The sequence below is a fragment of the Bacillus cereus genome, from assembly GCF_002567495.1.
Lineage (GTDB): Bacteria > Bacillota > Bacilli > Bacillales > Bacillaceae_G > Bacillus_A > Bacillus_A cereus_AQ.
In genome coordinates, this window is the sequence record NZ_NVAP01000050.1 from 19,902 (window position 1) to 33,924 (window position 14,023).

Sequence of the window (14,023 nt, forward strand, 5' to 3'; positions counted from 1 at the left end):
CTTTCAATTCCCTACCGGTCCCACCGGTTCTACAGGAGCTACTGGATCAACCGGATCAACTGGGCCTACTGGGTCAACCGGGCCTACTGGGTCAACCGGACCTACTGGGTCAACCGGACCTACTGGGCCTACCGGACCTACTGGGCCTACCGGACCTACTGGGTCAACCGGACCTACTGGGTCAACCGGACCTACTGGGCCTACTGGGCCTACTGGGCCTACTGGGCCTACCGGGCCTACTGGGCCTACCGGACCTACTGGATTTAATCTTCCTGCTGGGCCTGCATCTATTACCCTGACTTCTAACGCAACCACAGCATGTGTATCCACTCAAGGAAATAATACGTTATTTTTTTCGGGTCAAGTATTAGTAAACGGTAGTCCTACTCCAGGGGTAGTGGTCAGTTTTTCATTTAGTAACCCATCTCTTGCTTTCATGGTTCCTCTTGCTGTCATTACCAATGCTTCAGGTAACTTTACCGCTGTATTTCTAGCCGCTAATGGGCCTGGAACAGTAACCGTTACTGCTTCACTTCTTGATTCTCCTGGAACAATGGCTAGCGTCATTATTACCATTGTGAATTGTCCGTAATGATTTTATTTTTAAGAGCTAACCAATTTCTGATAAAAAGAGCACTGATTTTTATAGTGCTCTTTTTTATCATTTGGATGTGCCTTTCAAATTTAATTACTCCCATGAATTAACACGCCACAGTATCATATTTTAATAAAAACTATAAAACAGACATACTTAACACTAATAGTAGAAATTTTCTTCTTCATCAAATTTACTTCTTCTCTTTTTATAAACATTAAAAATGAGCTCTATGTAAATAGAGCTCATTCCTAATTTTATAATTTACTAGACTGTAGCCCCTGAATATATGGAACTACTTCCGGATTTACAAGTGACGACAAATCACCTAATTCTTTTCCTAAGTAAGCTGCTTTAATAACACGTCGCATTACTTTAGAGTTACGTGTTTTCGGTAAATCTTCTACAACGTGGATGTCTTTAGGACACAACGCTTTTCCAATATGAGAGTTTACTAAACTCATTAATTCTTTCTTTAAATCTTCCGTAAATATTACACTTTCTCGTAATACCGCAAAGCAATGACAAACTTCACCTTTTACATCGTCAGGTACACCAATTGCAGCAGCTTCTATTACATCATTATGCTTCACAAGAATAGATTCATATTCAGCAGGTCCAATACGTTTACCTGCGATATTTAACGTATCGTCTGAACGTCCCGTAATGATATATTGTTCACCATCGTAAATAACCCAGTCACCGTGGACCCATTTATTTTCAAAACGTGACCAATATGTGTTCACGTAACGCTCATCGTCTTCCCAGAAGCTTTTCGTCATACCAACCCAAGGTTTTTCCAAACATAATTCTCCAACTTCATCACGAATTGGGTTACCTTGATCATCAAGCACAACCGCTGCCATTCCTGGTAAAGAAGCGTTAAAGCTAATCGGTGCAATTGGTTTAATAAGGACGTTTCCGAAAATCCCACCAGAAATTTCAGTTCCGCCTGAATAGTTACAAATTGGTACATTACTTTTTCCAACCGTTTCAAATAGCCACATCCAAGGATCTGGATTCCAAGGTTCTCCTGTTGATGCGAATACTTCCAAACTCTTTAAAGAATGTTTATTGACATACTCATCACCTTTTGCCATTAATGCTCGAATTAACGTTGGCGAAATACCTAGATGAGTAATTTCATATTTATCAACTGTCTCCCATAACCGATCTGCTTCTGGGAAGTCTGGAACACCTTCGTACATAACCATCGTTGCTCCATTTATGAGTGAACCGAATAATAGAAATGGTCCCATCATCCAGCCCATATCAGTAACCCATAATACACGGTCGCCTTGTTTTATATTCATTCCAAACCCTGCATCAAAAGCTGCCTTTAATGGAAATCCAGCGTGTGTATGCACTGTTCCTTTTGGTTTTCCAGTCGTTCCTGATGTATAAATGAGCATTAATGGATCATCACTATTCATTTCTTCAGCATGTACAAATGGCTTTTCTTTTTCTAACGTACTCCATGAGAAATCATAATTATGCGGTGTAAAATCATTTCCTGCATGACGAACGATAACAACTTTCTCAACAGTTGGACAATGTTCACAAGCTTTATCTACTTCGTCTTTCAATGAAACAATTTTACCTCGGCGTGAAAAACCATCTGCAGTAATAATCATTTTTGAACCTGCCGCTTGCACACGTGTCATTACTGCATCAGACGCAAAGCCTGAAAATATTGGTGAAATAATTGCACCGATTTTCATAACAGCTAACATCGCAACAACTGTTTCTGGAATCATCGGCATATAAATTGTTACACGATCGCCTTTTTCAATACCAGCATGTTTCAAACCGTTCGCAACACGACTTATCCAGCTGTCAAGCTCTTCATATGTAAATGATTTTGAAGTTCCATTTTCCCCTTCATACTGAAGTGCTGGTTGCGTTCTCGTTTCATCATCTGCAAGCCATCTTGATAAAACTGATTCTACAACGTTACATGTTCCGTCATTATACCACTGTGCAAATGGCGTACCATTCTCTAAATCTAACACTTCTGTATAAGGTTTCATCCATTGATAGCCAACTGCTTTTTCAGCCTCTCCCCAAAACCACGCTGTTTCTTCAATTGACTTATTATAAAAAGCTTCGTAATCTTCATAGCCTAATGATTTCATCCAACCATATAAACGCGTTTTTTCTTTATACTCTTCTGTTGGAAACCAAACTGCTTGTTTCAATGTTTTCCCCTCCTTAACTTTTTGAGCAAGAAAGCCCTAAATAGGGCTTTTAAACTGGATATACTGGATGTTTACGATCCGTGAATACTTGATATTTACTCATATACATTTCGAAACGCCCTTTTAACTCTTCTCGTAAATTATTAGGATGAACAATACCATCAATGACCATCTCTGATGCCAAATGGTATATATCAATATCTTTCTTATACTCTTCACGCTTTTCAGCAATGAAGCTTGCACGCTCTTCTTCTGGTAAAGCTGCAATTTTATTTGCATATACAGCGTTAACTGCTGCTTCAGGCCCCATTACTGCGATAGAAGCTGTCGGTAATGCAAGGCAGCAATCCGGTTCAAATGCTGGACCTGCCATTGCATATAAACCAGCTCCATATGCTTTTCGAACCACAATTGAAATTTTCGGTACAGTAGCTTCACTCATTGCGGAAATCATTTTTGCACCGTGACGAATAATACCAGCGCGCTCTACTTTTGTACCAATCATAAATCCTGGTACATCCGCAAGGAATAATAATGGAATATGATACGCATCACATAAATTAATAAATTTAGCTGCCTTATCAGCAGAATCGTGGAATAATACGCCGCCCTTCATACGCGGCTGATTTGCAATAATACCAACTGGTTTACCATCAATGCGTGCCAAACCTGTAATTAGCTCTTGAGCAAATAGTTTTTTCACTTCAAAGAAAGATCCTTCATCAATAACTCTATTAATGAGATCTTTCATATTAAATGGTGCATTTTGATTTTCTGGAATGATTTGTTCTAACGTTTTATCGAACTGTTTCGGTTCTTGAGGTGTAATCAAAGGAGTCTTTTCTAAGTAGTTGCTTGGAAAATATGAAATGTATTGTCTTGCTTGCGTAATCGCATCTTCTTCTGTTTTACATAAAACATCTCCGCATCCTGATACAGAGCAATGCATACGAGCTCCGCCCATTTCTTCTAAAGTTACCTTCTCACCGATAACCATTTCAGCCATACGCGGGGACCCTAAATACATAGATGCATTTCCTTCCACCATCATAACAACATCACAAAAGGCTGGGATATATGCACCACCTGCTGCAGAAGGTCCAAATAGTAAACAAATTTGCGGAACTTTACCAGATAATTTCACTTGGTTATAGAATATTCTTCCTGCACCGCGGCGCCCTGGGAACATTTCTACTTGATCTGTAATACGCGCTCCAGCAGAGTCGACTAAATAAAATAACGGTACACGTAATTTTTCTGCTGTTTCTTGAATACGTAGAATTTTTTCAACTGTACGTGCTCCCCATGATCCAGCTTTTACAGTTGAATCATTTGCCATTACGCACGCAGTACGACCATGTATTTTACCCGTTGCCGTTACAACGCCGTCCGCAGGTAATCCTGTTTGTTCACAGTTTGCAAATAGTGCATCTTCTACATATTCCCCATTATCAAATAGAAGTGCTAAACGATCTCGAACAAATAATTTTCCTTTTGCTTTATTTTGTTCATGATATTTCGGTGCCCCGCCTTGTTTAATCGTTTCAACTCGTTCTTCAAATGAATTAGATTGTTGTTTTTGATCTAACATATTTACTCCCCCTTATACATCGGTTTGCGTTTTTCCTTGAATGCCTGTAATCCTTCTATGCGATCTTTCGTATGGATTACACCTTCATACGCTTGTTTTTCCATTTGTAATCCGGTATGTAAATCAACTTGAATACCATTTGAAATTGCCTCTTTTGCTAATCGAACAGCAATAGGTCCATTACTAGCAATTTTCTCTGCTATTTCAATCGCTTTCTCTTCAAGTAAATGGGCTGGTACAACAAATTCTACTAAACCATATTCTTTTGCTTCTTGCGCTGAAATACGTCTACCTGTATAAATTAATTCTTTCGCTCTACCAACTCCAATTAACCTTGGTAAGCGCTGTGTACCACCTGCTCCTGGTATAATTGCTAGTGTCGTTTCAGTAAGACCAAGACTTGCAGATTCAGCAACAATTCTAAAATCACAAGCTAAGCTTAACTCCGTACCACCACCAAGTGCAATTCCATTTATAGCGGCGATAACTGGCTGTGGTAATTGTTCGACCATTTCCATCGTAGTACGAATCATACTAACGGCATATCGAACTTGTTCTTCATTCATATCGGCACGTTCTTTTAAATCTGCACCCGCACAAAATGCTTTTTCACCAGCACCAGTCAAAATAACTACACGTGTATTTGCCTCTTCACTTATTTGAGTTAATATAGTTTGTAATTCATCTAATAATGCCAAAGATAATGAGTTTGCTTGTCTTGCACGATTTAGCGAAATCTTTACTACGTGAGGTGTTACGTAATCAACGGAAATGTTTTGTAATTGTAGCATTTACTCACCTACTTATCGTTTTATGTTGAAGCGCTCTATACACATGACTCGGTAATTGGATATTTAACTTACTTTGAATAAATTGACTAGCTCTCAATAACTTTTCTTCGTCTATATTTGTTTGGACTCCTAATTTATGAAGCATATGTACTAGGTCATCAGTAGCAACATTACCTGATGCTCCTGGTGCATATGGGCAACCCCCGAGTCCACCACAAGAACTATCAAACGTTGTAATACCGTATTCTAATGACTTAACTACATTTGCTAGAGCCATTCCATACGTATTATGAAAATGCATTGCAAACTGCGAAGCATCATACTTCTTTAATAGATATTCTAATACTTGTTCTACTTGTAATGGATTCGCTACACCAATCGTGTCACCGAGAGAAACTTCATAAATACCGTATGAAAATAGTTGATTACATATTTCATCAACTGCTTCAACACTTATATCTCCCTCATACGGACATCCAAATACAGTAGAAACATAACCCCTAACCTTTTTCCCTTCGAATGTTGCCTGTTTTGTTATATCTTCAATGACAGTTAATGCTTCTTTAATTGATTTATTAATATTACTTTTATTATGAGATTCACTTGCTGATAAAAAAACATTCACCTCATCTACATTTTGCAAAAAAGCTCGTTCCAAACCATTTTGATTTGGAACAAGCGCAGCATATGTAACATTAGGATCCCTTTTCAGCTCAGAAAATACATCATTTGCATCCGCTAATGCAGGGACCCATTTTGGGTGAACGAATGAGGAAACTTCAACATACGACAATCCTGCTTCTGTAAGTAGTTGAATCCATTTTACTTTATCTTTTGTGCCAACAATCTTTTTTTCATTCTGTAAACCATCACGTGGTCCTACTTCTTTAATGACAGCAAAATTAGGTAGTTTCAAGTCGCTTCCCCCTATATCTCCCTATTCAATTTCTAATAATACATCTCCTTCATTTACAAAATCGCCTTCTTGCACATTAATTTTCATAACTGTACCAGCTTCTTCTGAAATGATTGGAATTTCCATTTTCATAGATTCTAAAATGACGACATCCTGCTCTTCCTCTACTGTATCTCCTACTCCTACAACAATCTTCCAAACGTTTCCTGCCATCGATGCGTATACTTTCGTCATCATTTTTTCCCCCTTAATATTGTTAAATCTTATTTCTTAACGAGTTGTTTCGTTACAAAACCCGTTGTATAAATACCACTTTTAAACACATCATCTTCTAAAACTTGCAGTAGCATTGGTGTGTTCGTTTTAATACCTTCTACTTTTAATTCTTCTAGAGCATCATGTAATTTCGAAATTGCTTCCTCACGAGTCTCGCCATGTGCAATAACTTTCGCAATCATTGGATCATAGAAAGGTGTAATTGTTACATGATTTTCTATGAAGTGATCAATACGTACATTTGACGGTAATGTTAAATCTGTAATTTTCCCAGGTGATGGGAAGAATGTTTTCGGATCCTCCGCATAAATACGTGCCTCAATGGCATGACCACTACGCTTTACATCATCCTGTGTAAACGACAGTTTCTCACCACTTGCGATAAGAAGTTGTTGTTCTACAAGGTCTAATCCCGTAATTTCTTCTGTCACTGGATGCTCTACTTGTAATCTCGTATTCATCTCTAAGAAATAGAAGTTCTTCTGATCATCTACAAGAAACTCAACTGTACCTGCATTTGTATAGCCAAGTGCTTTCGCAGCTTGGACAGCCACTTCTCCCATCGCTTTTCGTGTACCTTCGTCTAAAAATGGTGAAGGTGCTTCTTCGATTACTTTTTGATTTCGGCGCTGTACAGAACATTCACGCTCCCATAAATACACTGTGTTACCATGTGTATCTGCTAAAAGCTGAATTTCAATGTGATGTGCGTCTGCTATATAGCGCTCTAAATACATTTCTCCATTACCAAAGAAATTTTGCGCTCTTGTTTTGTTACTTTCAAATGCTTTGGTGAGCGTTTGCTCAGTTTCCATCAACTGCATTCCAATGCCTCCGCCGCCTGCGGATGCCTTAAGCATTAATGGATAACCAATTTGTTTTGCAATTTCAATTGCCTCTTCAGCAGTTTCAATATTTGTAGTAATCCCTGGAACTACTGGGACATCTGCTGCTTGCATTGCGATACGTGATTCAATTTTACTTCCCATCTTCGTAATGATTTCTTCTGAAGGACCGATAAATACGATTCCTTCTTCTTTACAACGAATCGGAAAAGTTGGATTTTCTGATAATAATCCGTAACCTGGATGAATCGCTTCTGTATTTGTCTTCTTAGCTATTTCAATAATCTTTTCAAGGTTTAAATAGCTTTCTTGAACGCGTGGTCCACCTACTAAGTAAGCTTCGTTTGCCATTTTTACATGAAGTGCATTTTCATCTGCTTCTGAATAAATCGCGACAGTGCGAATGCCAAGTTTTTGACAAGTTTTCATAATACGTACTGCGATTTCCCCGCGATTCGCAATTAATATTTTTTGAAACATAGTGATTCCTCCTTTTTATCTACATCCTAAATGTCTAGCAATTACGAGACGTTGAATTTCAGAAGTTCCTTCACCAATTTCTAATAGTTTTGCATCACGAATATGTCGTTCAACTTCATATTCACGCATATAGCCATATCCACCATGAATCTGTACTGCTTGATTCGCAATGCGGCTTGCTGCTTCAGATGCAAATAATTTTGCCATTGCCGCTTCTTTACCGAAAGGTTTATCGTTATCTTTTAACCAAGCTGCTTTATGTACTAAATTACGCGCTAGCTCTACTTCAGTGGCCATATCAGCTAATTTAAATTGAATCGCCTGGAAATTAGAAATTGACTTTCCAAATTGTTGACGTTCTTTCGCATATTGCAGCGCACGTTCAAATGCAGATTGCGCAATACCTACAGCTAATGCAGCAATTGAAATACGTCCTCCATCAAGTGTGTATAAAAATTGTTTAAATCCTTTATTTACATCACCAAGAATATTTTCTTTCGGTACACGAACACCATCAAGTACGATTTCACAAGTATTAGAAGCGCGAACGCCCATTTTATCGTAAGGACTAGAAATAGTTAATCCTTCACTTGTAGTTGGTACGATAAATGCTGAAATGCGTTTTCTACCATTCTCTTCAACACCATTGATAGCGGTTACAATAATGGTATTTGCATACTCTGCGTTTGTAATCCAACACTTCTCACCACTAATTACATACTCATCGCCATCTAATACCGCTTTCGTTTGAGTGCCACCTGCATCAGATCCAGCATTTGGCTCTGTTAATCCGAAAGCGCCTAATGTTTTACCTGACGCCATTGGAACTAAATACTTTTGTTTTTGTTCTTCTGTACCGAAATAATAAATTGGAGAAGCACCTAATGAAATGGTTGCAGCATAACTTAAGCCTGTGCCACCACAAGCGCGACCAATTTCTTCAACTGCTAATGCGTACGATACCGTATCGCCGCCTGAACCTCCATACTCTTCTGGGAATGGGATACCTAGTAACCCTAGTTCGCCCATTTTTTGAAATGTTTCATATGGAAACTCTGCAGTTTTGTCATAATATACAGCTTTCGGTGCGATTTCCTTTTCAGCAAAGTCACGTACCATTTCTTTAATCATTTGTTTTTCGCGAGTTAGAGTAAATTCCATTCCGCTACACACCCCTTATCGAATATTGAGTTTCGACAGCGTGCGAGTTTCTACTACAAACATAACAACTTAAAAGACAAGAATATTAGTTAGACAATTGCTATAATTCTGTCATAACTTAATTTTAAAACAGATTCTGTACTAATGCACAAAAAAATTCCTACATTGTTCTACAACAACATAGGAGGTTTTGTGTCGAATTATGTAATTTATTGTTTAATAATCTCTACCTTTTCCCGAATCAGAAATTTCTACTAATGCTTCAGGGTATGGTTCGAAATATGTTTGTCTTAATAAATACTTTTCATCAAATCGAATGGCCCATGATTTTAAAATTGTAAGTAAACTACTAAGTGGTATTTTCTTTTCTATATACCTTTGTATCAACTCTAAAAAATGATCTTTTTCTTGTTTTTTTAGTTTTGTTTTAAAATATCCAAAAATGTGCTCACATACATTTACATTCGATGTATAGCGGGGCACGCGCATAAATAATTCATATAAAGTCTTCTCATAGTTTTCAAATACCACTTCAATCTTTTCATTTTTGTGATTTGCAATAATGCGCCCTAATTCCTTTTGTTTCACCTGATTATATGCCATAAATAAATACTTATTGTCCGACTGAAACGACACAAGGTTTTTCATACTTTTATTATGTTTAATCATTTTGTAATATGCGATTGTAAATAATCTTGTAAAGAAATGCTCTCTAATAATAAAATTCGACAATCTGCCTTCCTCTTCAATAGGAAGATGTGAAAATTTTTTTACTATTGCTCCACCAAATATTCCCGTTCCTTTTACAGGTCCTTTTTCAAGACTGGAATAGATTTTCACGTCACGAGTTCCGCAACTTGGAGAACGATTCTTCAAAATAAAACCGTCAACATCAGATATAGATTGAAAAAACGCGTTTGAAAATTGTTCCATTTTTTCAGTAACGTCTTCTCTTGTCGATGGTTGTATGAGCCTATTCTTATCATTTTCTTCCACAATTCGTATTGTTTCGCGAGGAATTCCTAAACCAATCTCTACCTCTGGACAAACAGGGATAAAAGTAACAAATGGCTGCAAGTTTCGAACCGTTATATCTGGTACCATCTCTCCATTGTAACGACAGGCATCAAATTCTAAACATTTACTTACAACAATTTTAGGTTTAGCAAAGTGGCGCATCACATTACCTCCTTGGCGTTAATCCATACAATATAAATTGAATCGTATTTTCAATTTCCACTTCATCATCCCATTTTTCTTCAGGCAATAATAAAAATCGTGTTAATAATAAACCTAATACAGCTGATAAAGTAAGACGTAATACGGAAGATGACGGTATCTCAATAATTTCTCCTTCTTCTTGAAACTTCACAATCAACTTTTTGAAATGTGAAAACAGTTCTGTTTCTACTAATTGTTGTATTTCATTTTTCAGCTCTGGTTGAAATGGTACTTCTTGAATTAATATTTTTATCATAGGAAAGTGTTTTTGAGCAAATTTAAATCTATTATGAATGACAACCCTTAATAGTCCTTCATACGATTCATACTCCGATTTAAATATTTCTTTTGCGAAGGCTTGTACGAAAAATGGTGCAGCGAACTTAGTTAATGTTGGCATTACGACCGCTAGTAATAGCTCTTTTTTCGTCTTATAGTAGCGGAAGATTGTTCCTTCCGCTACACCAGCCCGCTTTGCAATTTCACTTGTTGACGTTGAAGCGTATCCTTTTTCTCCAAACATATCAACAGCCGCCTCTAATATACGCATTTGGCGTTCATTTCGTTTATCCGTATTAGTTGCAGCGATTAATTCCTCCAGCCAATCCTTCTGCATTTATATAGCTCCTTTTTTCACTATTATATTTTGCGATGTTTCTTTAAAGCAAATACATTTCCTACTGCAAATAATAGTGAAAAAAGTAATAAGACAGTAAGATCTAATGCAATCTCTGTAAACCCTTGATTCCGAATCATCACTTGTCTCATTGCATCAGCGCCGTATGTGAGTGGAAATACTTTCCCTAACATTTGTAGCCACTTGTTCATAGATTCCATTGGAAACAATCCAGAAAAGAAGATTTGTGGCACAATAACAAGCGGTATAAATTGAATCATTTGAAATTCATTATTTGCGTATGCCGATAAAAACGTACCTAATGTTAGTGCAGTTAAAGAGAGCATACATGTGATAAGTAGCGTTAGCCATATGGAGCCAGCTACATATAAATCTAAAATATAAACGGAAAAACTTACGATAATAATGGATTGTATAAATGCAAAGATTCCAAAACCAATAATATACCCTGCGACTATTTCCCATCTTCTTACCGGGGTGGATAATAATCTTTCTAGCGTACCACTTAAACGCTCTCTTACGAAAGATACACCTGATAATATGAATACAAAGAAAAATGTAAAGAAACCAATTAATACGGGTCCAAGCCCATCAAACATCGTAAAGTCTTTAGATCCATGTAAATAATTCACTTCAGATTTCATAATCGATACATCATTTTTCTCCGTGCTCTTTTGCAATACTTGGAGTACAGCACGATTTTTTGATGAATCACTACCTTCCAACAGAAGATTGATTTTCCCATTCTCTATACGAAGTACTGCATCTACCTTTTGTTTTTCCAACTCAGAAATCGCCTTTTCTTTACTGTATTCATATATTGACACTTCTTGATTTTTCATCACTTTTACTATTTGAGCGGGCATATCAACAACAGCAATTTGCGGTATATAGTCTTTCTGTGTAAACACTAACGACAATAGCCAAAGTAATAACATGGGTGCTCCAAACATCATTGCTAACGAACGCTTATCTCGGAAAAATTGACGAATAATACGAATGATTACACCAGTAACTCTCATGATTCAGACACCTCTTCCAGCAAAAAGACATCTTCAATCCGTCCAGATGACACGCGTTTTTTCAATTCTTCAGGTGTTCCAGTCGCAACTAGCTTTCCTTCTCTAATCAGCCCTAGACGCTCACAAAACTCAGCTTCATCCATTATGTGCGTTGTTACAATAATGGTCGTGCCTTTCTTTTTAAGGTCATAAAACTTTTCCCAAATCGTTTTTCTAAGAAGCGGATCTATCCCCACTGTAGGCTCATCTAAAATTAATATTTCCGGTTCATGAAGGAGTGCTATCGCTAATGATAAGCGTTTTTTCATCCCACCTGAAAATTGCTGTACTTGCTTTTTCATGTACTGTGATACTTGTACAAGTTCAAAAACCTCTGCGATTCTTGTCTTTTTATGTTTTCCCTTTAATCCATACATCGTTGCTATAAAATCTGCATTTTCATATGCTGACAATTCTTCGTATAATGCATCAGCCTGGGCCATATAACCAATTCTTTTCATTTCATTTAAATTAGGCATATTTGTGTTGTAAACAAGCACTTCACCTTTCGTTGTCTCATTAATACCTGCAATCATTTTAATGAGTGTTGTTTTCCCAGATCCGGAAGGTCCAACTAAACCAAAAATCTCTGCTTTTTCAACTTGCAATGAAAGATCATGTAAAACCTCTTTTTTTCCAAAACTTTTCGCTACAGTCCGTAAAATAATGGAAGGTTGTTGCACGTTTCATCCCCCTTTTCCAATAAAATGAGTGAGTACTCACTTTTATTTTACTCTTGCGTAATTGTATGTCAAAATTCATTAATTAATATTTATTTTCACTCAACAATATGAAACAATGAAACAGAGTCGACATTNNAATGTCGACTCTGTTTCATTTACATTATACATTTCACTTTAAGTTTTTAAATTCATATACTTCCGAATTCTAGCAACGTCTAAAGAATATTCGATAACTAATTGCTGTAACGGTAAAATAACTGTGTCGGGATATAAATGCGCATATTGTAACGTTTCTGCGTATTTTTCTAACCTTTTTTCTAAATACTTTACAATTTGATCCGGATGAGTTACTAATAAACATTTACAATAATAATGTATCTGTTCTTCAATCGCCGTATACTCTTCAATTTCATATTCTTTATGCATGTGTACACCCCTTTAAGTTTTTTATACAATTTCCGTATCACACTTTTCACTCGACTAATTTTTAAGTTTTTTTGATTATTTACACTATAACAAACTCTTCAGGTCAGATTTTGTTACTTTATGTAACGTAGAAAATTTTTAACAAAATTGTAATGTAAACTTGTACAAAATAAAGGAGGCACCTTTACTCATTTTGCATAAAAAAAAATCGTACAGCTTAATTTAACTGTACGACTACAAGTTCCGGTCTATTAAAAATTCTTTGCGGAATGATACTATTTCCTAATCCTCTACTAACTACCATCGATGTATTTTCTTCTACATATAAACCCGCTGTATATGTAGGCAGTATGCCTTGATTCGGAGCAACAATTCCTCCGATAAATGGCAATCGAACTTGTCCTCCATGAGCATGTCCCGATAAAACCAAATCCACTCGCTCATTCGTATATTCCTTTATAAATTCAGGCCTATGGGATAATAATACATTATATCTATCTGGCTGCATTTCAATTTTCGCTTTTTTAATTTCATCTATTATAATATTTCCTTCGTCATGGTTTCCAGTAACAAACTCTGGATCATCAATACCTAGTAAGTTTATTTCTTGCCCACCCTTTCGAATGCTTACATGTTCATTTCTTAAAATATTGACACCATATTTCTTCAACTCTTTTTCTAAACTGTTATATTTTCCAGACCATTGTTCATGGTTTCCTGTCACAAAATATACAGGATACTTCTTTACAATTTCTCGTATTAATTCCATACTAACTTTTGCATCGTATGATTTACTGTCAATTAGATCACCTGTAATTGCAATAATATCTGGGTCTATGCTTTTTACTTTTTGAACTAACACATCTTGATTATCGCCAAATTGTTTATTGTGTAAATCTGAAATTTGTAGGATTTTATACCCTTTAAAAGAGGAGGGGATTTTACTAGAAGTTATTTTAACCTCAGTTACACTTATTAAATTGTTCTGTAAATATAAAAAGATACTAAAACCTACTAATGTAGCAATAAGTAATATAATTTTTTTAGTCTTCCTGCTCATATTTCCTCCTAAAATCTAAATCAGTACTACAATTCTCAATAAACATTCCAATAGATTTTTCTGTTCTCTTTTAAAGGGAAAC

At 36.5% G+C, this 14,023-nt stretch carries 15 protein-coding genes; all 15 read right to left on the reverse strand.

Translation table 11 applies throughout. The features are described from left to right. Positions 1–3: 3 nt before the first annotated feature. A complete protein-coding gene (locus COK05_RS31865; protein WP_255290352.1) occupies positions 4–315 on the reverse strand; it encodes a hypothetical protein in 312 nt (103 codons plus the stop codon). A gap of 45 nt (positions 316–360) precedes the next feature. Then, complete coding sequence (locus COK05_RS31870) at positions 361–576, reverse strand: hypothetical protein (protein WP_000236251.1); 216 nt, start codon at positions 574–576, stop codon at positions 361–363. A gap of 276 nt (positions 577–852) precedes the next feature. Continuing rightward, positions 853–2,793, reverse strand: coding sequence for an AMP-binding protein (locus COK05_RS24675; protein ID WP_098614640.1), 1,941 nt, complete (start codon positions 2,791–2,793; stop codon positions 853–855). Positions 2,794–2,842: 49 nt separating this feature from the next. Continuing rightward, entirely contained in the window at positions 2,843–4,384 is a 1,542-nt protein-coding gene (locus COK05_RS24680) for an acyl-CoA carboxylase subunit beta (RefSeq protein ID WP_098614641.1), read from the reverse strand. 2 nt (positions 4,385–4,386) lie between these two features. Further along, on the reverse strand, positions 4,387–5,175 hold the full coding sequence (locus COK05_RS24685) for an enoyl-CoA hydratase (protein WP_098614642.1): 789 nt from the start codon (positions 5,173–5,175) through the stop codon (positions 4,387–4,389). 4 nt (positions 5,176–5,179) lie between these two features. Further along, the gene (gene mvaB, locus COK05_RS24690; RefSeq protein WP_098614643.1) at positions 5,180–6,091 is read right to left on the reverse strand and encodes a hydroxymethylglutaryl-CoA lyase; all 912 of its coding nucleotides are present in this window, start codon (positions 6,089–6,091) and stop codon (positions 5,180–5,182) included. Positions 6,092–6,112: 21 nt separating this feature from the next. After that, on the reverse strand, positions 6,113–6,328 hold the full coding sequence (locus COK05_RS24695; protein ID WP_001987345.1) for an acetyl-CoA carboxylase biotin carboxyl carrier protein subunit: 216 nt from the start codon (positions 6,326–6,328) through the stop codon (positions 6,113–6,115). 26 nt (positions 6,329–6,354) lie between these two features. Next, on the reverse strand, positions 6,355–7,692 hold the full coding sequence (locus COK05_RS24700) for an acetyl-CoA carboxylase biotin carboxylase subunit (RefSeq protein WP_098614644.1): 1,338 nt from the start codon (positions 7,690–7,692) through the stop codon (positions 6,355–6,357). Positions 7,693–7,707: 15 nt separating this feature from the next. Further along, entirely contained in the window at positions 7,708–8,853 is a 1,146-nt protein-coding gene (locus COK05_RS24705; protein WP_088058029.1) for an acyl-CoA dehydrogenase, read from the reverse strand. 216 nt (positions 8,854–9,069) lie between these two features. Then, the gene (locus COK05_RS24710; protein ID WP_098614645.1) at positions 9,070–10,032 is read right to left on the reverse strand and encodes a YbgA family protein; all 963 of its coding nucleotides are present in this window, start codon (positions 10,030–10,032) and stop codon (positions 9,070–9,072) included. A 4-nt stretch (positions 10,033–10,036) separates the two neighbouring features. After that, entirely contained in the window at positions 10,037–10,690 is a 654-nt protein-coding gene (locus tag COK05_RS24715) for a TetR/AcrR family transcriptional regulator (RefSeq protein ID WP_098614646.1), read from the reverse strand. A 23-nt stretch (positions 10,691–10,713) separates the two neighbouring features. Beyond that, entirely contained in the window at positions 10,714–11,733 is a 1,020-nt protein-coding gene (locus COK05_RS24720; RefSeq protein ID WP_098614647.1) for an ABC transporter permease, read from the reverse strand. Continuing rightward, positions 11,730–12,455: an ABC transporter ATP-binding protein gene (locus COK05_RS24725; RefSeq protein ID WP_098614648.1), complete on the reverse strand. Its 726-nt coding sequence runs from the start codon at positions 12,453–12,455 to the stop codon at positions 11,730–11,732. Before COK05_RS24725 ends, COK05_RS24720 begins: the two co-directional genes overlap by 4 nt. Before the next feature lie 174 nt (positions 12,456–12,629). Beyond that, positions 12,630–12,881, reverse strand: a complete 252-nt coding sequence (locus tag COK05_RS24730; protein WP_098614649.1) for a hypothetical protein — start codon at positions 12,879–12,881, stop codon at positions 12,630–12,632. Positions 12,882–13,098: 217 nt separating this feature from the next. After that, on the reverse strand, positions 13,099–13,941 hold the full coding sequence (locus tag COK05_RS24735) for a metallophosphoesterase (RefSeq protein ID WP_098614650.1): 843 nt from the start codon (positions 13,939–13,941) through the stop codon (positions 13,099–13,101). Positions 13,942–14,023 lie beyond the last annotated feature (82 nt).